The organism is Fibrobacter sp. (assembly GCF_045112255.1).
GTDB lineage: Bacteria > Fibrobacterota > Fibrobacteria > Fibrobacterales > Fibrobacteraceae > Fibrobacter.
The window spans coordinates 18445-37934 of sequence record NZ_JBGUHR010000062.1 but is presented as its reverse complement, the minus strand read 5'-3'; the positions used below and the strand labels follow the sequence as shown (position 1 = coordinate 37934).

Annotated in this window: 31 protein-coding genes; 8 read left to right on the top strand and 23 right to left on the bottom strand. The window is 51.3% G+C overall.

The annotated features are described in order from the left end of the window. Positions 1 to 66 precede the first annotated feature (66 nt). From ACJMM9_RS09430 to ACJMM9_RS09395, 8 genes are all read left to right on the top strand, one after another. Positions 67 to 399, top strand: a complete 333-nt coding sequence (locus tag ACJMM9_RS09430; protein ID WP_405326085.1) for a hypothetical protein — start codon at positions 67 to 69, stop codon at positions 397 to 399. Continuing rightward, a complete protein-coding gene (locus tag ACJMM9_RS09425) occupies positions 386 to 1588 on the top strand; it encodes an RtcB family protein (RefSeq protein WP_405326083.1) in 1203 nt (400 codons plus the stop codon). The genes ACJMM9_RS09430 and ACJMM9_RS09425 overlap by 14 nt, the downstream gene beginning before the upstream one ends. 15 nt (positions 1589 to 1603) lie before the next feature. Beyond that, positions 1604 to 2356, top strand: a complete 753-nt coding sequence (locus ACJMM9_RS09420) for a hypothetical protein (protein WP_405326082.1) — start codon at positions 1604 to 1606, stop codon at positions 2354 to 2356. Between the two features lie 12 nt (positions 2357 to 2368). After that, positions 2369 to 2971: a hypothetical protein gene (locus tag ACJMM9_RS09415; protein WP_405326080.1), complete on the top strand. Its 603-nt coding sequence runs from the start codon at positions 2369 to 2371 to the stop codon at positions 2969 to 2971. Further along, positions 2968 to 3258, top strand: coding sequence for a hypothetical protein (locus ACJMM9_RS09410; RefSeq protein WP_405326078.1), 291 nt, complete (start codon positions 2968 to 2970; stop codon positions 3256 to 3258). The genes ACJMM9_RS09415 and ACJMM9_RS09410 overlap by 4 nt, the downstream gene beginning before the upstream one ends. Before the next feature lie 2 nt (positions 3259 to 3260). Then, positions 3261 to 3518, top strand: coding sequence for a hypothetical protein (locus tag ACJMM9_RS09405; protein WP_405326076.1), 258 nt, complete (start codon positions 3261 to 3263; stop codon positions 3516 to 3518). Positions 3519 to 3832: 314 nt separating this feature from the next. Continuing rightward, positions 3833 to 4204 (top strand): hypothetical protein, encoded by a 372-nt coding sequence (locus ACJMM9_RS09400; protein ID WP_405326074.1) that lies wholly within the window; start codon positions 3833 to 3835, stop codon positions 4202 to 4204. 241 nt (positions 4205 to 4445) lie between these two features. After that, positions 4446 to 4703, top strand: coding sequence for a hypothetical protein (locus tag ACJMM9_RS09395; protein WP_405326072.1), 258 nt, complete (start codon positions 4446 to 4448; stop codon positions 4701 to 4703). Positions 4704 to 4791: 88 nt separating this feature from the next. Here the strand turns inward: ACJMM9_RS09395 and ACJMM9_RS09390 are convergent, their stop codons facing one another. From ACJMM9_RS09390 to ACJMM9_RS09280, 23 genes are all read right to left on the bottom strand, one after another. Then, positions 4792 to 5139 carry a hypothetical protein gene (locus tag ACJMM9_RS09390; RefSeq protein ID WP_405326070.1) on the bottom strand — a complete coding sequence of 116 codons (348 nt, stop codon included), beginning with the start codon at positions 5137 to 5139 and terminating at the stop codon, positions 4792 to 4794. A gap of 71 nt (positions 5140 to 5210) precedes the next feature. Beyond that, complete coding sequence (locus ACJMM9_RS09385) at positions 5211 to 5630, bottom strand: hypothetical protein (protein ID WP_405326068.1); 420 nt, start codon at positions 5628 to 5630, stop codon at positions 5211 to 5213. A 14-nt stretch (positions 5631 to 5644) separates the two neighbouring features. Next, entirely contained in the window at positions 5645 to 5923 is a 279-nt protein-coding gene (locus ACJMM9_RS09380; protein WP_405326066.1) for a hypothetical protein, read from the bottom strand. 150 nt (positions 5924 to 6073) lie between these two features. Further along, complete coding sequence (locus ACJMM9_RS09375) at positions 6074 to 6310, bottom strand: hypothetical protein (RefSeq protein WP_405326064.1); 237 nt, start codon at positions 6308 to 6310, stop codon at positions 6074 to 6076. Further along, positions 6307 to 6663, bottom strand: a complete 357-nt coding sequence (locus ACJMM9_RS09370) for a hypothetical protein (RefSeq protein WP_405326063.1) — start codon at positions 6661 to 6663, stop codon at positions 6307 to 6309. Before ACJMM9_RS09370 ends, ACJMM9_RS09375 begins: the two co-directional genes overlap by 4 nt. 18 nt (positions 6664 to 6681) lie before the next feature. Continuing rightward, positions 6682 to 7191: a hypothetical protein gene (locus ACJMM9_RS09365; RefSeq protein WP_405326062.1), complete on the bottom strand. Its 510-nt coding sequence runs from the start codon at positions 7189 to 7191 to the stop codon at positions 6682 to 6684. Positions 7192 to 7227: 36 nt separating this feature from the next. After that, positions 7228 to 7605, bottom strand: a complete 378-nt coding sequence (locus tag ACJMM9_RS09360) for a RusA family crossover junction endodeoxyribonuclease (RefSeq protein WP_405326060.1) — start codon at positions 7603 to 7605, stop codon at positions 7228 to 7230. 200 nt (positions 7606 to 7805) lie between these two features. Further along, the gene (locus ACJMM9_RS09355) at positions 7806 to 8177 is read right to left on the bottom strand and encodes a DUF5675 family protein (RefSeq protein ID WP_405326058.1); all 372 of its coding nucleotides are present in this window, start codon (positions 8175 to 8177) and stop codon (positions 7806 to 7808) included. Beyond that, complete coding sequence (locus ACJMM9_RS09350) at positions 8177 to 8668, bottom strand: hypothetical protein (RefSeq protein ID WP_405326056.1); 492 nt, start codon at positions 8666 to 8668, stop codon at positions 8177 to 8179. The genes ACJMM9_RS09355 and ACJMM9_RS09350 overlap by 1 nt, the downstream gene beginning before the upstream one ends. Before the next feature lie 59 nt (positions 8669 to 8727). Next, complete coding sequence (locus ACJMM9_RS09345) at positions 8728 to 9045, bottom strand: dATP/dGTP diphosphohydrolase domain-containing protein (RefSeq protein ID WP_405326054.1); 318 nt, start codon at positions 9043 to 9045, stop codon at positions 8728 to 8730. A gap of 110 nt (positions 9046 to 9155) precedes the next feature. Continuing rightward, the gene (locus ACJMM9_RS09340; RefSeq protein ID WP_405326053.1) at positions 9156 to 9680 is read right to left on the bottom strand and encodes a hypothetical protein; all 525 of its coding nucleotides are present in this window, start codon (positions 9678 to 9680) and stop codon (positions 9156 to 9158) included. After that, on the bottom strand, positions 9677 to 10666 hold the full coding sequence (locus ACJMM9_RS09335; protein WP_405326051.1) for a hypothetical protein: 990 nt from the start codon (positions 10664 to 10666) through the stop codon (positions 9677 to 9679). Before ACJMM9_RS09335 ends, ACJMM9_RS09340 begins: the two co-directional genes overlap by 4 nt. A 10-nt stretch (positions 10667 to 10676) precedes the next feature. Beyond that, positions 10677 to 12317: a hypothetical protein gene (locus ACJMM9_RS09330; protein WP_405326050.1), complete on the bottom strand. Its 1641-nt coding sequence runs from the start codon at positions 12315 to 12317 to the stop codon at positions 10677 to 10679. Between the two features lie 12 nt (positions 12318 to 12329). After that, positions 12330 to 13925, bottom strand: coding sequence for a hypothetical protein (locus ACJMM9_RS09325; protein ID WP_405326048.1), 1596 nt, complete (start codon positions 13923 to 13925; stop codon positions 12330 to 12332). A gap of 9 nt (positions 13926 to 13934) precedes the next feature. Further along, complete coding sequence (locus ACJMM9_RS09320; RefSeq protein WP_405326046.1) at positions 13935 to 14243, bottom strand: hypothetical protein; 309 nt, start codon at positions 14241 to 14243, stop codon at positions 13935 to 13937. Then, positions 14221 to 14463 carry a hypothetical protein gene (locus ACJMM9_RS09315; protein WP_405326045.1) on the bottom strand — a complete coding sequence of 81 codons (243 nt, stop codon included), beginning with the start codon at positions 14461 to 14463 and terminating at the stop codon, positions 14221 to 14223. The genes ACJMM9_RS09320 and ACJMM9_RS09315 overlap by 23 nt, the downstream gene beginning before the upstream one ends. A gap of 86 nt (positions 14464 to 14549) precedes the next feature. Then, positions 14550 to 15452 carry a hypothetical protein gene (locus ACJMM9_RS09310; RefSeq protein WP_405326043.1) on the bottom strand — a complete coding sequence of 301 codons (903 nt, stop codon included), beginning with the start codon at positions 15450 to 15452 and terminating at the stop codon, positions 14550 to 14552. Next, the gene (locus tag ACJMM9_RS09305; RefSeq protein ID WP_405326041.1) at positions 15445 to 16401 is read right to left on the bottom strand and encodes a hypothetical protein; all 957 of its coding nucleotides are present in this window, start codon (positions 16399 to 16401) and stop codon (positions 15445 to 15447) included. The genes ACJMM9_RS09310 and ACJMM9_RS09305 overlap by 8 nt, the downstream gene beginning before the upstream one ends. Before the next feature lies 1 nt (position 16402). Beyond that, complete coding sequence (locus ACJMM9_RS09300) at positions 16403 to 17311, bottom strand: hypothetical protein (RefSeq protein ID WP_405326039.1); 909 nt, start codon at positions 17309 to 17311, stop codon at positions 16403 to 16405. A 3-nt stretch (positions 17312 to 17314) separates the two neighbouring features. Beyond that, complete coding sequence (locus ACJMM9_RS09295) at positions 17315 to 17686, bottom strand: hypothetical protein (RefSeq protein WP_405326037.1); 372 nt, start codon at positions 17684 to 17686, stop codon at positions 17315 to 17317. An 83-nt stretch (positions 17687 to 17769) separates the two neighbouring features. Continuing rightward, a complete protein-coding gene (locus ACJMM9_RS09290) occupies positions 17770 to 18144 on the bottom strand; it encodes a hypothetical protein (protein ID WP_405326036.1) in 375 nt (124 codons plus the stop codon). Beyond that, positions 18141 to 18584: a Gp138 family membrane-puncturing spike protein gene (locus ACJMM9_RS09285; protein WP_405326035.1), complete on the bottom strand. Its 444-nt coding sequence runs from the start codon at positions 18582 to 18584 to the stop codon at positions 18141 to 18143. Before ACJMM9_RS09285 ends, ACJMM9_RS09290 begins: the two co-directional genes overlap by 4 nt. Before the next feature lie 76 nt (positions 18585 to 18660). Continuing rightward, positions 18661 to 19485, bottom strand: a complete 825-nt coding sequence (locus ACJMM9_RS09280) for a baseplate hub protein (RefSeq protein ID WP_405326126.1) — start codon at positions 19483 to 19485, stop codon at positions 18661 to 18663. Between the last annotated feature and the right edge of the window lie 5 nt (positions 19486 to 19490).

Here is a 19490-nt window from a genome sequence, read left to right as displayed (position 1 = left end):
GTGGAAAGTGTGGACATGCGGAAGAAATAAACCTATATTTAACAAAAAAAATAGGTTTATTAAAAAATGGTAAAATGTCCACATTGCAACAGGGAACTCACTCCCGAAGAAGTGAAGGGAATCATAGGCGACGCAATCAATGAAGGTATAGCGCCGAGCCTGGCAGGCCGCCCGAAGGGTTCGAAGAACTCCGCGCCGAGATCCGACATCGGCAAGGCGCACAGGCCGCCCGTAGAAAGGAAGAAGGAAGAACACAGCGAACTCAAGGCCGTCACTTCCGCCGAGAACGGGCGCAAGTACGGAGGCCGCCCGAAGGGAGCGAAGAACAAGGCTCCGAGGGCCGACAAGGGCGTACCGAGAGGGCCTAGAAACAAGGAACAACAAGATGATCGAAATTAAAGGAAAATACAACACCGCATCCATCTACACGGATAGCATAGAAGACGAAGCCTACAAGCAGGTCCTTAACCTGATGAACCAAAAGTTCGCTGAAGGCTCCACTTTCGCAATCATGCCGGACTGCCACGCAGGTGCTGGCTGTGTAATCGGCCTCACCATGAAAATCGTGGACAAGGTTGTTCCGAACTTGGTAGGCGTAGACATCGGATGTGGTATGCTTGTATTGAAGATTGACAAGTCGTTCAAATTCGACTTGCCGAAGGTCGACAGGATATGGCACGAGGACATTCCGTCGGGCATGAACCACAGGTCAAAGAAACACAGGTTTGCCGACATGGCGAAGATAGAAGACATCATCGCCCCCATAAATGTCGACAAGCTGAAACTTTCTATCGGGACGCTTGGTGGCGGAAATCACTTCGGAGAGATCGACGTTGATGACGACGGCAACCACTACATAGTCATTCATTCCGGTTCTCGCCACCTCGGAATAGAAGTTTGCAAGCATTATCAGAACCTCGCAATAAAGTACCACAAGGACAGAAAAAAGTCCGACATTTCCATCATCGAGCAACTGAAAAAGGAAGGTCGCCAGTCCGAAATTGAAGCCGTGCTGAAAGCCGCAAAGGCATCAGCTCCGTCCATACCCGACGAACTTGCCTATCTTGAAGGTCAACATCTTGAAGACTACCTGCACGACATGGAAATCGCGCAGGATTACGCTCTCTGGAATCGAGAGGCTATGATGGATGTGCTTTTGCAGGGTCTCGGAATCGGCAAGGACGCGATTCTCGAAAAGTTCTGCACCATCCACAACTACATCGACATTGAAAACAAGATACTGAGAAAAGGCTCTATCTCGTTGCAGCGTGACGAAGTTGCGATTATCCCCATGAACATGCGTGACGGTTCTCTCATTGTACGAGGCAAGGGGAATCCCGAATGGAACTTCTCGGGGCCGCATGGAGCCGGACGGATCATGTCACGATCAAAGGCCAAGGAATCCTTGAACATTGACGAGTTCAAGCAGTCAATGGACGGAATCTACACAACCTGCGTGGACAATACTACCATTGACGAATCCCCAATGGCGTACAAGCCCATGGACGAGATTATCCGCAACATTGACGCGACAGCAGAAATCGTCAAGACAATCAAGCCAATTTACAACTTCAAGGCCTCAGAGTAACGGAGGAACGAAACGATGGATGAAGAAAAGGTCATAGACCCGCGCTACATCGAACGGTTGCGCTCATTACCAAAGTCAAATTACGACGACAAACAGGATGCCATGGCGCAGGCGATGGCTGGACATGCAGTATTCCATCCTGATTCTCCATTCGTATCAATCGAAGCGAGAAGCCATGTGAATACGAAGTGCGAAATAAAAAATATTGATGACTTCATTCAGGCAACAGGAATAAAGCCGAATCTTGATGATTACAGAAACAACTTTGACCTATTCAAAGATTACATAACAAGAAATAGACGTATCATGCCAGGCACGTTTAATTTAATTGACAAACACAAAGGCACGGAAATCCCGCACGTCGATATTCCGCGAAAACCGGACATATTCAAGCCGACCAAATCCATGCTCGACATCCTTTCGGAGCGCATAGACAGCGACCTGAACAAGCGGCTGACCGAGTTCGGAAAGACTAACGGATTTCCAGTTGTGTTCGTTTTTTATCAGACAATAAAGGACGAGGACGGTGTTAGCAAGGCTACATGCGACATCAGGATGTTCAAATTCGAAGACAAGACGGACGCTCGGCTGTTCGCTTTGCAAACCGGTGGCGAGTTCGGAATATTTGACCCGCGCAGCAAGGACGAGCAAATCAAGGACCTGGAGAAAAAGGTGAAGCGGCTTGAAGAAGACCGCGACTACTGGAAGCGGGAAGCCGAAGGTGACGATGACGACACGCTCGGAATTTTCAAGCATTGGGACGATTAGGAGGTATACAAAATGCAACAATTCTTGATTGGTCCGATGTGCGTAACAAAGGAAGATTTCGAACAAAAACTCAATTCGTGCGGTTTGAAATTCGGGTACATCAAGCGCCTGTACGAAAAATGGAAAGACGGCGACCTTACATATTTCCGTATCATTCTCGAAGGCAGCCCGTTCGTGATTGTCACGGACGACGAAAATAGCTACCCGGAAATACAGGAAGATTCTGAAAAGGAAATAGAGCCGTATTCGTTAGAATGGCTTGAAAATTTGTTTTATCAATCTACGATTGTCGGTCCATTATCCTACGAATCACTAATGCCACAGCTCCAAATGTACATCCGCGTCAAGAAAGCGGAGCAAAACGACGAGAAGATAAAACAGAATAAATGCCCTTACTGCAACGAGGAAATGCTTGATAACGAAATTGGCGGCGAACCAATCCCCGAATTTGGCAAAGGCTATGCAATAGAACATGGCGATATAAAAGCATTCATCGCAAAAGAAAACGGCAAATACTACCTGATGCACAATTTTACACCAGACGACGGATATTATTTAAAAATGGAAATCAATAACTGCCCGATGTGCGGCAGGAAGCTGGAGGAGTTACGGTGAGCGATATTAAAATTCTATTTAATGGGACAGAACTTGCAGAATTCGACGGCAAACTTGAACTATCAGAACCGAATCCAAGCCTGATAGAAGAACCGGTAAAATGTCTGTATTGCCAAGGGGTAGATGTAAGAGGGGGGCGTTATAGCGACGACTACAAATACGCCACTTTTTTCGAACGAGATGAAAATAAATTCACGTTTGGCTTGGCCCATCCTGACGGGTACACTCCTTTAGGCAAATTCAAAATCAACTACTGTCCGTATTGCGGCCGGAAGTTGGAGGAGTGATCATGAGCGATATCAAAACCGAACTCGTAATTGACCCAACCGTCAAAGAGTACATGAAGAAGATTGATGCGATTAAAGAAGGCATCCTAAAAGATTACCATCCCATGGAATTGAGCGATTCTAAAATAGCGTCTATGGTAGAAAAAAAGGTTGCTGAAGCCATTGCACCATATCAAAAAGAACTTGCTGATTATCTCTCCACAAGAGAAACGCCACCATATCGTTTTGTCCAAAGTGCCATAAAGAACAGCAATTTGTAGAAACGAAAAAGGAGGCGTGACATTTTACGGAAAACGGAGAGAAATTTCACAAGGTAACGTTTGATGGTGCTCTTGGACGTGCTTTCCGCAACATCGCATACGTCATTGGCTTTGTGTTGAAAAAAAGAGAAGAAGCAGAAAGGACCGCAGAACTAAAAATCAGAAATCTCGGTCTCCCAAATATTCCACAACTTACTATATATGAAGAATTTGAGTTAATCGAATTACAAAAAAAATCAAATTAAGAACCACTCCAATCAAGAAATTAGAACCTAGAATAGAATTATCGTTTTAAAAACACTGGAGGCGTGAAGATGATAAAAGTTGAGCCAAAATTTGACGGGTCTTGCGGATTTACATTCATTACGGATACGGAGTTAGAATCTGAGTTCGTCAGCGAACATCAAAAAGATATACTTGACCGATTTGTATGTTCTCGTTTTAAGAACATCGGCAAACTTAATGTACATTCACTTGATGACTATGTATCGCTTGGAAAATCTTCGTTGCAAGAAAAACTTGAAAAAATTGAAGGACACAAAATTCATGATTTCGGACAATTAGAAGCTGAGAATTCTGGGATTTTGTGGCAAATGGCCAGTGAAGAATTGGCTTTTACGGAATCAACATTGAGCGCACTGGCTAAACTTGCTAACGAAATGTTTGACGAGTACAGAGCTGGATGAGTGAAATCATGATGGTCGAGATTTTGATAAGCGACAAACTGTTTCTTATAAATTCTGATGCGATTGACTACATTCGTTTAGGAGACGGGACGGTACCTTCATCCAAAGCACGAACCGTATTAGTCCACTTCAGGTCAGGCGAAACAAAAAATTTTCAATTCGACGATAACAAAGGTGCAAAAAAATTATACAACAGGTTTGTAAAATTTTTCAAGCCACTGAAAATTGACTAGGCGTGAGCATGAACGGAATTAACATTAGCGACGTTAAAATCTCATTTGGCGGAACAGAACTCACGCCATTCTTCATAAGTCAATCATTAAAAGAAGCAAAAACAACGTTCAGCACATTACGTGAAGAACTCCCAAAAAGAATAAAAGGCCCAATTACCGTTTCAACAGAAATTTTAGGCGTCAAAAGCACTCGTACATATAATCCTTTCGACCCAAGTTACAATTTGGCTTTGATGTCGTTTACAGCAAGCGTTAAAAAAGAGTAGCTTGACACCGAAATCATTTTTTGCTATTTTGGAATAAACTTTCGTTCTCCAGGACGAAAACAAAAAGAGGGAGGCTCCGGCCTCTCTCTTATTCTTTTTTCGCGTTGATGTAGGACTCTAACAGGTATCGGATGAACGGCCCTGTCTTCCCGGCTATCGAGGTTTCCACGCCCCTCTTGACCGCCTCCGTCTTCGCCTTCTCCAGCGTCTCGGAGTCAAGCTCCACGCAAAATTTTGTGGTAGCCACCTCTTTGATCTCGACTTCCCAATTATCCAAGTCGTTAGACCCATAAACGCAATAAGCGTCCCATGAACCGCCGGACAGATCCCCTAAAATTTCTTTTCTTCTGTCTTCCGCTTGTTGTCTGGAGTCGCAAAAATCTTTTTTTATTTCACCTGTTTTTTTGTTTTTTGATTCTACATACCAATTTTTCATTTCTTACATCCTTTGAGAGCATTTTTCGCAACTTTACAATGAGCACAATCTTCATCGCAAAAAAGGCATGGCTACCCCTCCACCACCATGAAGAAAACGAGCCTGTCAACGTCGCCAAGGTAGAACGTTCCGCTATTGTCGTAATCACATTTAGGATTGTAGCGGATGAAAGAGCTTTGACCGTTGTCCTTCACGATTACAAGCGTTTCACGTTTATCTTTGAGCTGTGCCGGAGTCATGAAGCTTTCCCATTCTTCTGCGCGGTTCTTGTGTCCTTTTGCGTCTGGATAGCAGTCCTCCTTGAGCTGGCGGTAATATTCCAGCTCGCTCATCACGTCGCCGATGACAAACTCGTCCGTGGTGTCCTGATGGGCGTAGCCGAAGTTGAGAATCTGGATTTTCTTGCCCTTGAGAGCCTTCGCGGATTCCACCGTCAAGATTTCGAGCTTCTTTTCTTTGTGGAGTTGGTACATTTCGTTGAGTGTGAGCATTTTACGCCTCCCTATTAGTCTTTAATAACTTGACCGACACATTCAGCTTCAAGGAGTTCTGCTTCTTCTTGGTCATGGACCGAGTCGCGGTATTCAAAAAACTTTCTTGCATTTTCTTCGGTCGCTTCGCCGTATTTGCGCTCAATATATTCGCAATCGACTTCCAAAATGTCTCCTTTGGGAGAGTGATCTCTAACAAAAACATAATATGTTTCTGGAGCTTTCGGTTCATTCGGCCAAAATCTGTCAAATAAATCAGCCAATTTTTTGCGTGTTTCTTTGCGAATTTCCATTGTTTACCTCTTGTTTCTTGTTTATATGTATAATATATAAAATATATACTCCATATACAAGTATTATTTTGTAAAATTTTGTAAATACAAAACAAAAGACGGCCGGAATTTCTTCCGGTCGCCTTTATTTTTTTTGCCTTTACGGCTTCGCTACTTCACCGCCGTTACGGTTGCGGCAGCCTGCTTGGCAGCCCCGTTCCCGTTCGACATCATCATGGTTTCGTGGATGTTCCTGATGCTTTTTACGGCATCCTTCACGCCGTCGATAACCATGTGGTCCTTCACGTCGCCTCCGGCCCTTTCGATCTCTCCGTCAAGGACGTCGAGATGCATGCACAGCGCCCTTTCGGTGCGTTCCAGAGTTTCCTTCGTCTTATCGGTCATCATTCAACCTCCGTGACGGTAACGGTTGCAGTTTGCGCCTTGGACATCATTTTCTTGACGAGGTTGGCGGCTTCACCTTCGTTGATACCGAAGCCGAGGTATGATACCTTCGGTTCGTTCGCGAAGATGTTGTCAAGCCCCGCCTTGAAAACGTCCACATCGACCATGTTGTCAGAAACGACTCCGGCCATCTCGAGCCAGGAACGGGCCTTGGACATCAAGCCTTCCGGATTTTTCTTGAGAGCACCGACGACGAAGAGACCGACAGAACGCTTCACAGGGTCATGGATGGTATTCACCTGTTCGCCCATGAATTCGGAAAGCGCTTCCATCGCCTTTTCAAGCGTAATCTTCATACGCTACCTCCAGCAATTTTAGGCGGCCTGTGCCGTAGTCGTGGTTGTCGGGGTTGTGGTCGTACCGCCGTTCACAGCCGGTGCGACGACGGGCGGGAACGGAGGCGGCATCGGGGCCACGAACGCAGGGCCGTAACCCGGAGCAAGAGCGTAGTTCGGCACCATCGGTACGGCGATGCGGGAAAGCGTCGCCTGGAGGTTGATGATGCTGTCGCTGAGGATCTTGTCGCGGAGCGGTGCGGCGGTCTCGATTGCCACGACCTTCGTTTCGAGCGCTGCAACCTTTTCGGACAAGGCGAAAACCTTGTTGTCCGAATATTGCTGGGCCTTGAGCAAGGCGATTTCGTTGTCCTTCTGCGAAAGCTGGTAGGACGCGGAAGCTGCCGGGTTCTGGTTGCCACCGAAGATTCCGGCGAGACCGTTGTTGAGGATACCGGAACCGAGAACGGTGCCGATGATACCGGTCGTGAGACCGGCTGTGCCAACGCCCTTGGAGGCGTATTCCTTGTCGTTGTTTTCGTAAGCCATCTTATCATCTCCTTTCAGTTGGCTTGTTCAGTATGCCTATCGGGGACCTCCCGAGTCGGCTCTCTCAATTTCTACGGTGCAGCACGACACGCCCTTCTCGTATCGGTTGCTAACATGGTGGTCCGTGATGACAGTCCAGCAGTCGTCCGGCAATATGCCGACATCGACAAGCAAGTCGAAAATGCTGCTCGTCCCGTTGTCGGAGTCCTTTCGCCTCTTTGTCGAATGGACGAACGTAAGATGGATTTCGACGGGACCTTCAATTTTTTCAATCTTGTAGTGTGTGCGTAGCCACGTCACTGCGGCCTTGTGCCAATTCCTGTAATCCTCGCTGGGAAAAGAACGGCCCGTACGCCTGTCGGTGACACGCGAGTTCTTCTTAGACGGAGTATTGAACGGAAGCTGGAAAATCACGAATCCCCTCATCCTGATTAACCTTATCAAGATACTTCCGCATGGACGCGATGCGGACGAAACACTCAAAGACGCGTACACACGCTTAAATACGACAAAAAAAAACAGGAGGTCCATAAAAACAAAAACGGTTCGTCGAAAGCACCGCATTTGCGTTTAGAATTGTTTTTATCATTTTCGCGGGGTCACGAAAATGGTCGCTATCCTTCCTCGCAGATTACGAGCCGGTCCACGTTGCGGCAGAGCATAGTAACCATAATTTCGGCATTTGTGGATTCAGTTATAAAGGATTTCTTTACATCTCGCCCCATGCCCACGAGGATGCACCCGCTGCTCGAAGCCGCCGTGTTTCCGACATGGATGCGAATTCCACGGCTGGCGGGAACGTTTCCGTTGTAGATAAGAGGAAGTTCCCGCTTGAACTTGGGCGACCTTGAGTTCTTAACGCGGTACATTCCGCACGGCACGGCCTTGGCGGCGTTTTCGAGCGTGTAGCAGACCATCTGCCCGTTTAGGTAAAGACGGCCTAAAATAGCCTTCTCTGTGCGAATGTCGCGAACCAATGTGAGCATTACGCAGCCTCCGTCTTCGGCATCCATACGGTCCTGACCTTGCCAACGTTGGCGCGGCACCAGTCGCCCTCCTTCGGCTCACCGTACCAAGAGCGCGAGAGGCTCACCGCAAGCTGTATGACTTCGGCCTTGCTTTTGCGATACCTCGCCAAATCGCGGAGCATGGCGAAAAGCAGAATGTTTGTATCTTCGAAGCTCAAATCAAGCCCGTAGCCGTTGCCGTCGTGGGCAAACCAACATATGCGCTCTTCGAGCGTACCGAGGTTAGGCGCGTACCAATCGACAATTTTGGGACCGCTACGCCCATCGAAGATAAATCCTGGAGACGTGACCACGGTCAAAGTGCCTTGGTTCGTGTATATCATGAGGTTTATTTCGTCATTAAGTGGATAGCGGCGGTCGTCGTTTTCCATAACACTTTCAAGGCACGAACGACCAGCCACGAAATCGTAACCAATCACTTTAAGACCGTGCTTGTGTAGCTGCTTCATATCACCTCCTCGTCAATTAGAACGCCGATGACGACGATTGCTCCTATTATCCACATACGCTATCCCTCTTTTTTTACGCGCCCCGCCATCATCTCGCAAATGAAAGCCATGTTGCAGGCCATGTGCTTGTAGTGCGGTATGCCCGACTCCGCATCGACGGACTCCGGATTGTCCACGAACTCCAGGGTGTGCCGAAGTAGCGCGTCCACGTAGCGGCGCATCTCCACTGTCTTCCAGTTGTCGGATGAACCATACTTGCGGTTGCCGTACATGCGGACTTCGGCAACATCCTTGATTATCTGTGTAGGCACGAGCGATAGCTGGAGCTTTCCGGAATCGGCCTTTGCGGACTGGTCATTATCGTCTTTTTCTATCATATCTGAGCCTCCTTGAAGACGAAGTAAACAAAAGCGGCAATGTTCAGCGCCGCCGCTGCATACAAAATCCTTGACACAATAACCTCCTTTCCCGCCCGCACCGCCTTGGCTTAAATCTCATTCATCACGCTCGCCATCTCAGTGTAAAAAGGAACGTCTACTCCGTGAAATGTATTCGACTGTCTGGTCCTATCTCGATATTCAAAAGCCAGCTGTCCTTCGAGGTAACGTACCGGTCCGCAGAACTTCCGGATTTTGTTGCACGGGCAGTCGTCTACGTACTCACCGACGTAGTCCACCTTGAGCCAGTCTTCGACTGTCAACAGGCAGCATGCGCAACATACGTGGCTGCCTGTGTCGAATGTCTTTGTCCGCAGCGCAAGCGGCCTGCCGTCATAAGCTCCGAGAAGCGCTTCTAGCTGTGCTTCCGTAGCAATGACGTCGGAATCCATCAGCAGCACGAGTTCTGCGTCCGGGTAGTCCTTCTTGACCAATTCCCGCAGCTCGTGCCAGTTGTGGTTGATGTTGATATCCCGCTTAAGTCCGTAGTCGGATCGCTTCTGCTTGTAGGTAACGTGAGTTCCGAGTACGGCCCTGCAATATACCTTGTCAACATAAATCGTAGCCGTTATCATTCGCCTATGTCCATCCATCCTTCGACACACTCCGCGTAGTTGATTGATATGGTGCCTGTCGTCTGCCCCCGCCTGAATACGAGTTCACTCGGCTTGAACCTGAGCCAAGGCAGGTAGAATGCAGCTTCGCCTGTCTGCGCGCACCAGTTACCGTTGTTGAGGTATATGTATCCACGTACTATGTAGCTCTCGTAGAGGATGTCATCGCCGCTAATGCAGTACGTCGGCTTGACATCTACGTAAAATTCGTCGTCACCGGTGCTCCCGGTACTGACGAACCTCTTGAACTCGAACGTTCCGTCGGCGCCAGGGGAGCCGACAAGCTCACGAAGATTCGTTACTGTACGGACCGCTTGGTCTTCGCCACGCTCGAACGGGAGGACGAACTGTATTTGTGCGAAGTTCGACATCACCAAGTTCTTCGAAAAGTTAACCGCCATGGCGAACGAGTAGCAGTACTTCCTGCGCTTGACTATTGGTGGCGAACTGCCCTGGATCCTGTGGCATGACAGGTAGTTGATGGGCGGAGAGAAATCGGACTCGATCTTGCCGCCAGTCGTCGTCGTATGGGATATCGATATCTTCTTGTCGTTGCGTGTCTGCTGGACAAGAAGATCACCGATGCAGCCGTTGACACCGACAAGATAGTTCAGCCCGGCCCACTCGGCGTCATCCTGCATATAGACTTCGCCCCAAAGCGCATTCGAGCTTGACGTGATGCCTCTGCCTTCCGTGATGCTTACAGAAGCGTTCCGGCCGGCCTTCCTGGAGCCGGCAAAGAACTGCAAGTCTGGAATCGACGGCTTAGGCGTGACTCCAGAGTCATACGCGATGTTGTATAGAAGGCCCGACGGGAAGCTACAGAGTAGCGGAGAACTTGCATCCTTCTTGTCCAGCATCGGCACGACGCGCCAGCCATCCGTATAGCCGTCAAAAATGTAGCGCCCCTCCTCCCTCAGCCCGTTACCGTCATTCCACAGATACATGCGACGCCCCCTAGAAAGCGTAAATGATACCGACGACAGGGTCGTTAGGGATGGACGAGATGTGCTCGATCCCGTTGACAGGGCGTTTTACCCCCGACACGTATCCGCTGGGCTGTCCAGATACTTCGGTGATCGACGGCGACACGTTCGGAGTCTTGGTCAGGAGGAATACGTTCATCACGCCGGAGTAGCCTGGACGCCTCATATAGACCACCATGTCGTTGTTCTGGTAGTAAGTATAGCCGAACTGGATGTCAGATATAGTGTCACCTGACAGTTGTGTGTACACCACCTTTTTTGCGCCGTTCCTGTTGGACACGGTAACGTGCCACAGATTCTCTACGTTGCCTCCTACGTCCGCACCTCCGGCTACAAGCATCGAGAAGCCCATGCTTGTCACGGCATACGGCAACGTACCCAGAGAGTACCACTTGGCCGATGAAACGCCCGTAGATGGCTTCGAATTCCAGTAAGCTGTCGCCGCGTTGCCTCCGTACTCGGAGGCCGTAAGTCCGAGGACGTTAGAAATCTTCGACATGATGTACGTCCATAGTGCGAGTACCGGCCTCCTGTGATAAGAAGTCGTCGTCGTACCTCCGCCTGCGAATTGCGATACGTAGTAGTCATTGTCTCCAGGAGCGGACGACCCTGTAGAAAGCTTGTTGATAAGCGCGCTTACGCCCTCCCCGGTGCCATTCGATCCGTCAACGTTCAGCTTGTCCGAGTGTGTGTGGCTTTCAGGCGGGTACGCGTCCGGCTTTCCGATCACATTGGCCCACGCCACGGAAGTCGCTGAAGCCGCCGTTCCGCTGATGTTGACCGGCAGAGTCTCGTTGTCCTTGACCTTGGATGCCGTTATTGAGTCATCCGCTATCCCGGACGTACCGACAGTGCACTGCTGCACCTGCCCATTCTGGTCAATAAATACAGGGATTGACTGCGATCCGCCAGATCCGTACACGTATCCCGATTCTCCGAAAGCCATGCGGACGTTGCTGGCGATGTCGTTAGACGAGACTGCTGTTCCGTCGCTGTACGGGGCCGAATCAGATACAGTGACATTCTGCGATGTTATGTTTCCGTCGGTACAGAAGCTGAAGCTGCAAGCGGACTCAAGCTTGAAGTAGACGAACGCCTGCTGTCCGTCGTCCGTCTTGAGATAGAACTTGTTGATGTGCCTTTGATATCCCGACCTCTGGTTTCCCTTGACATATATAGTATGCCGTCCATACCTGAAAGCCGAAACCACGACAACGTAAGTTACAGGGGTGGCTTCCGAATGCGTGGCCATGTAGAGAGTGACGACGCCGTTGGAGAATCCGTTAGACACGTTAATGCAGAGCCAAGTCCCGGCACTGTAAGTTACAGGATCCATCCCTCTTCCGCTACGGCAGATCCCGGATGTAGCGGACAGCGGCGAGTTATCTCTCCTGTCCGGCTTCCACGTGTAAAATTCGGCGCTGTCGCTGTAGATGCCCTGGGGCATCTGCGACGAAGGAACCTTCCCGTTCGCGTCAAGCGATGCGACGCCGCTTGCCGCCCCTACGCTTGAAGACTGTACAAATCCGTTCTTGATCTTGGTCCACAGCGATGTTATTGCGGAAGACAGCCTCCTGGCCGTCACTCCGTTAGTAGATGTAGGTGCCGCCATGACAGAACCTCCTTACTCTAGGGAGTCAATGAGCGCCGTAACTTCTTCCGTGGTCATCTCCTGTACGCTCCTGTCCACGCCGACTAGCTGGTAGTGCGTACCGTCGTACACAAGAATAGCCGTATCACCACTCTGTACAACGCCTCCGGTTATGGCAGAGTTCTTCCAGTAGATAGCCTTTGCGCCAGTGCCGTTGATATTGAGCGTGGCGTTTGCAGGCACGTCAGCAGAGAACTTGATGCAGACCATGCCGCCGTTTCCGCCGTTTAGCGTGTAGTCCGAAATCGCGGCCGTGAACGCAGGGCTTGTACCGGCAGTAGAAGAAGCGTATCCGTGGCCAAGCTTCGGGTTGCTGTAAGTCGAGTTGTTGTCCGGTGACCATATGTCCTTGGATACTGCGCCGACGACGTGGCCCTTTGCATCCCTCTTGAGACTTACGAGGACGTTGACTCTCGTGCCGCCACTAGACGCAGTCGGGAGCTGCGCGGCAGTACCGCCGCCTGCGTCAATCTGGGAGCCGGAATCCTCAGCGGGGGCGTAGTGGTGAGCAGCGTCAGTCACGCTTTGGTCTGTCGATGATATGGTGACCCTGTCGTTAGTGGAGTCGGCTGTTACCGTCGTGGCACCGCCACCGACAAGTTCGACGGTGTCCGTCTTGGAATCGGCCTCGACGGTGGTGCTCCCGACCTTGACCTTGCTGAAGGCGTTCTGGTTGACTTCTGCCAATGACTCGATTCCTGCTAACTTTTCCTTTTCGGCGTTAGTAAAGTCGTTAGAGCTAAGGCCCTTCCCGATCTCCTTGTCCACCTTCTTCGCAAGTTCCGTGAATGCGCCGCCGGTCGTAAACTTCGTCGTTCCGCCTTCGACTGGAGTCGCGGAGTCGCCCGTATTGACTACGGATCCGAGACCGACATCTGACTTTGTCACGTTGTGCGGGTTTCCGCTTGTTAGCTGGCTGTGGTCATAGGCAGCCTTGCCGCGGTCGCCACGGTAGGCGGTAGACGACGTTTCACCAAGCGCGAGGTCCGAGCCTGTCTTGACGTAGGTGGTTCCAGTCCATCGGTACGGTACATTCGTCTGGATGTCAACGTAAAGGATGTCGTCTACATGCGACATCTGATTTGTGTGTTCTGCGTCGGAGTAGAATTCACCATTGTAGTAGTAGCCGTTGCGGACATCGTCATAGCTTCCCGGAATCTGCGACGTCGGGATCTTCCCCGAACTGTCCAGTGTAGCTACGCCGTTCGCCACGCCCATTTCAGACCGCTTGACCTGTGCGTCGTTAGTGACGTTGCCGAGTCCAAGCCCTGACTTGGTGACATCTACGTACTGGTTAGTGTCGGGGGTTAACGCGTTACCATTGACCTTCACTCCCTGTATGGCGCTGTCAGCCTTGCCGCCCTGCGTAGAGGTAGCGAAGTCGGAAGCCTTCTTGCCGGAGTCCTTCAGGTCGCCGTTTGAATCCAGGGAAGCGAGATTGTTGTTCGTCGCTCCCGTCACCTTATTAGCCTTTCCTGATAGTGCCGTCGTTATCTTGGTCCAGAGGCCCTGGAGAGTTGCCGACAGTTTTCTTACCGTTACGTTGTTTGTCGATGTAGGTAAAGCCATTTTCTGCTCCTATAAAGAGTTGATTAAGTCCTCGACTTCCTGGTCGGTCATTTCCGTAAGCGCGTCCTGCTTACCGTTGATGGCCCCGGCTACGGCCCTGTTTTCGACAGGATTCCGGCTCTCCAGGTCAAGATTCTCGTCAACGTCAGGTATTGCCGAGCGTATGTCGGGGTGGGCCTCTGCTGACAGGTTGTGCTCGTACAGTGCGCCCGCATTGTCGGCGTCGCCCTTCTTGACCTTGGCTATGAGCTTCTTCAGACCCTTCGTGTCGAGCACCTGGCGCTTCTCGGATTCTTCACTTCCTTCCGTTGCCTCCATTCTTGTACTCCTTCAGTGTCTCGATTACGATGTCCATCTTAACGAGGACTTGTGCCAATTGCACGTTCAGCGTGGCAATGTCCTTGCCCGTAGCCTCGATGCGTACTTCAGCCTTGTCCTTCCACTGCTGTATAGCCCTATGTTCGACCTCTATCGCAGTCAGCCGAGCTTCGGAATTTCCGCTGTCCTTGTGCTGGATGTAAAACGTTGCGGCAGCCATTAGGGCCACCATCCCCGTAATCAGTGGATGGAGTAGCCTGCGCCACTTCTCGTGCTCGTTTTCTTCGTTCCTGTTGCCGGCCATAGTTATGCCTCCATGACGAGTACGGCGTAAGTATGCCCTAGCTGAGAGCTGGCATGGAAACCGACGCAGCAAAACGTCTTGAAGCTATGGGGAGGCACGGTTACGTTTTTATTGCCGCCTTCGGCGGTGGTGAAGAACCATACGGTCTTGTCCGATGAGGTCGTGTTGAGAAACCGCTTAACCTGTCCAACCTTCCAGAGCGACTCCAGCTCCACGGCCCTCGAGTCTTCGACGTCCGAGAACGAGTCAACAGACACGAAGTCCGTCGGCAAGTTGTATGCGGACAACAAGCTGCTGACTGATACAGTTGCATTTTCTGTCTTGGGTGCGATAGAGTCCACTTTTGCCGTGCCGTTGAGGACCACTCCGCCTGAAGAGTGACCGACCGACACTGGAGTAACGTTGCTTGTACTTGGCAGGACCTCGTCGGTGTTCACAGAATCCGATTCCAGACCCCCAGTCGCGAAAATCTTGGAGCCGAAGACAACACCGCCTGTAGCGCCTATCGAGAGAACCATCGAAGTGTGATCGTACTCGACATAGGCGTGAGAAGCCGGAGTTGAAGACGGAGTTGATCTTGATATGAACTGGATCCCACCGCCAGAAGATGACGAACCTTTGATCGATATCGTGTAGCTGTCGTTGTCTAGGATCAGCCCCGCGTAAGACTTGATGCAGTCACCATCTAGGTGCATTTCGTAGGTACTTGTACCATCCGTGAAGGTGACGCTCGTTACAGTGACGTCTCCGGCAGCTCCGCCGATTAGCTTGCGGAGTTCCGCGACCGTCATGAACTTGTCGCGGTCGCTTCCGGTCCCGTGTATAATGTAGATCTTGTCGTCATTCGCAGCATTCGCTGCGAGAAGTTCGAGCTTGTCAAGCAATGTCGTGATGTTTTCAGCCATTTTCCTGGGCCTCCTCTGCCGGGGTGGAATCCCACAGCTGTTCTAATTCGCTCTCGTTGTATGCGTCTGTCTTAACCGTGCCCTCCACGTCGCTGTCGCGCACGAAGTAGCCGTTGGCGTCGCCAGCATCCGGCAGGTCCTTGATGCGTACCGCATCTACAGGGGTGCCGTTCCATTCTGTCTCGATGACGGGTATGCTCGGCACTGATGGTCCTTGCAGTTTCACACGCACCGGCAAGGATTGCTGACTGACGACGATGTTGCCGAGGTTGTCGGCAAGAAGTACCTCGCGCTCGATATTCGAGTCGTCGGCGACCATGAGCATGAGCTTTCCGTTCGCGTCACCCATGAGCGAGCCGTCGGCAAACTGTATCGCGGCCCCAGGCAGCCCGAGAACGCCAGCAGGGGCGAGCTTGCGGACCTGTGCGCGTGAGAGCTGGTGTCCGCCCTGCTCCCATCCGCCCTCGCCGTCGGGTCGCGGCCCGTCGTACACGAAGAACGTGGCCGGCGCCTCGTCCATGTACTGGGGATGCGGATCGCCGGAGATAAGTGCAGACGAGTATATTACCGCGTCCGGGATCCCCTTGTTCAAGACAACTTCATTCTTGATTCTGTCCCTGTAGGATGTATCGCTTTCTTCATATTTGCGTTTCACTCCTGCGATAGAACCTATAAGATCAAGCAATTTTCCACTCGCCCCGTCCATGTCCAGGGCGTTTTGCAGAGAAATAGACGCGTCGTCAAGCGGTTGTAGCAGCTTGTCTATAGAGAGCTTCAATACGGCCTGTAGCCTGTTGTCAGCGCCTTCAGGCAGTACGTAATTCTTCGTGGTCCCGTCTTCGTCGTCGAAATAAGTCTGGGATTCAATTTTGGAACGAAGGTTCCCACGGTACTGCTCTAGGAACAGTTCCTTCACCTTAATCCACAATTCTTTTTCAACAACCGACATGCTACGGACCAACAATCGTTATGTTTTCGACAGGGAGGCTTGCAAATCCACCTTGGGGTACGGCGATTCGGGATGACTGCCAAGTGGTCCCGTTTTCAGATACTTCAACATTTACGGTGTCTATACCAGGTACCTTGTAGATTGCCTGGATGGCACGTTGCGGGATAATATCCTTTCCACGAGTGTATTCAGTAACGGCCCAGTTGGCTATAGCATCCTTGAGCTGATATTCGTAATCGGTCGGGAGGACTTCTTCGGCGTACTCGGTTATCGTGACCCGCATGTAGAACGGGGTCGAAAGTTCTACCCTGAAAAACTTGACATTGTGTTCATTCCCCACGATGTCCTTAGCCGTCCCTGAAGTTGTTCCGAATGACTTTATACCCGCGGGCTTGCAGTTCCATATAGCCTGAGCGATATCGTCATCTGCGATAGACGAATAGCTCGTAGGGATATAAACGGCAAAGGAATGTCCTGGAATACCGTAAGAATTCGGTTCGGGTTCGGCATTTTCTTCTAGCGACACGAGCGGCCCAATATTGTCGCGAAGATAAGTCAACATTCCGTCGAATGTGGCAAGGCCCTTGTTTTCCGCCGAAAGCACCCTCGCCCTGAGCGAATCGTCGCTTTCGCCATCGCCCCTCTTCACACCCTTCAAAGTCGCAAGATTGTCGAGGAATACGCCCTGTGCGCTCGCGATGTCGAGGTTTGATACGGCACCATGCAGCGCTTCCTTCACTTCGTCGTACGCGTACCCAAAAAGGTCAATCAGCTGCCCGTCTGGTGAACTGGGGTCAAGGATGAGTTCGCTACCGAAAATACCCTTCATGCCCTTTTCGAGTTCTTCGCGGATTTCGCGGTAACTCCTTACAGAAAGCCCGTTCTCGTCAAGAATTACACCGATAGCCATGAATCAAAACTCTCCCGTCGTTACGCTTCCGTCCCTTGACTGCACCTTGAACTTGCCGCCCATGTTGCGGCTTCCGCCCTTAACTTCGAGCGTTATCTTCACGACCTTCTTCACTGTCGGCAACTGTGACAACTTCTGACGTATTATCGCCGTAGCAACGTCGAGGTACTGCGCCGGTAGTCCTAGAATCCTCTTGAACCACGGGACGCCGTGCGTGTAGTCCACGAAGGACTCGCCTTCCTCGCAACGGAGAAGGCATAGGCACTGCTGTTCGGCTTCCTTCCTGTACGAATCGACGTCGGAAGGGAGGATACGCGCTATGTGCGTACCAGAAAGCGCAATGTCGTGGTTGTTGTCAAGGCGCAATTCGTTCATACTGAACAAAAAATTAGACCGCCATCCTATATGAATGGCGGTTATTGTAGAACGTTGTCAAATACGCTTAATTTCGCATCCGGTCATTCAGCCTTGACGCTCGTTTGCCCTGCGGATTGAACGGTTGCCGTAATAGTGAATGTCTGCGTCGTCTGTGTGTTTGGGTCTGTTGCCTGTACGTCGAACTCCGCCGTGTCGCCTTCGAGCAGGACGTATTCGCCGTCGGCCTTTACTTTCCGTGCGGAGCTCTCGAAATTTCCTGTTACTGGTGCGCCTACCGGGACAGTGTAAGTACCGATTTGCCACGACGATGCGGTAAGTTCAAGGCCGTCAAGGTAAACGCCGTTACCGTCTATCCTCACATTACTCGATGCCTGCCCTAGCGTCGCCGTGACGATGGCGGACAATGCGCCCGCCGTATAGACTATCGTCATCCCTTCCACGGCTACGTACTTCATGGCGCCGACACCTCAAGATGCCCGTTTACGAGAACCGTGCCGTCGTTCTTCATCTCGATAGTACCTTTCCCTTCCACCTTGTAGGAATCGCGCCCTATCGTCACGGAAACGGCCCTGTCGCCGCTTCCACGGCTCAACGGGATAGCTATAAGGTCGTTCAGGTCGTTTCCGGAAAAAGACTTCGGGTCATACGGCCCCTTGTCCTCGCCGCCTTCCACCCAGGCGCGGAGGTCCCGGCTAGACGACACGCAAAGCATCGGGTCGCCCTCGGCAAGCTCGAACTTTACGACAGCCGCGGAAGTACCTGGCCAAAGGACGGGTACACCCTCGACTGGGAGCGGTTTGCCGTCCTTGCCGTCCGGCTCTATCTGCATGTTCTTCAGCGTGTTCCTGATGGACGGAGTCACGTCAACCGTACCGTCGCCGTTAAGCTTCTTCACTACGGCAGGGAACGCCGTCTCGAACCCTTCCATGTAGGAATCTATGAGCGTCCTCACCAGCTTTACGATGATCCTGTCAAGTCCGTTTGCCATCTATGCCCCCGTTCGGCTCCTGTGCCGTAAATTCAATAGTGAAGTCGCTACCGACATTACCACCCCTGTACGTGCAGTCGGTGACGATGTAGCGCCCCTTGACCGCAAGGACGCTGTCATACTCGCTTCCGTCCGATCCGTCGATGTCAACGAAGCTGTTCGGCACTATCGCGGTGTTCATGAGGCATCGCCCGCGCACCTTCTTGATGCGGTCGATTTCCTTGCTCGGCCGTTCAAGAGGCTTCACGTCGCCTTCTTTCTTGGACATGAAGAAGTAGTTCGGGTCGTCCCCGAAGTTGACCTTGTTGAGGCTCTCGTCGCGCTCCATGCGGCACTCGAGAAGCCCGGTCTCGTGCGTGAGTTCCACTTCTTCAAGTTCTATCGACTTGTCGCGACCCATGACGATTAGCTCGTTGTTGTCGAGGTAGAGTATCGTCTTGCCGGCGCCCTTGAGCGCGTACTCGTAGAAGTCCTGTATAACGTCAGTGAAAGTCCCGGAGCGCCTGTAAGGGCGTTCAAGCGGTTCGTCGATGAACGCACCCTGCCCAGCACGTAGGACTATCCCCGCATAGTCGCACAGTTCCTGTAGGCACGACCGCATCGTCTTTCCTTTTGAGAAGCACACGGAACAGTTCAGACGCGCGAGCTGGTAGAAGTTCCCCCTCGCCTGCACACAGTTTATTTCCAGGGCAACATCCTTTCCGTTCCGTCTAGGAACGGCGTACGCTATCTGCCCAGCAAAAATTGTCTTCGCGCCGCCCTCGTCCTCGTAACCCGCCTTCAGTATTACGGAGTTTCCTTCGTTCATTATCG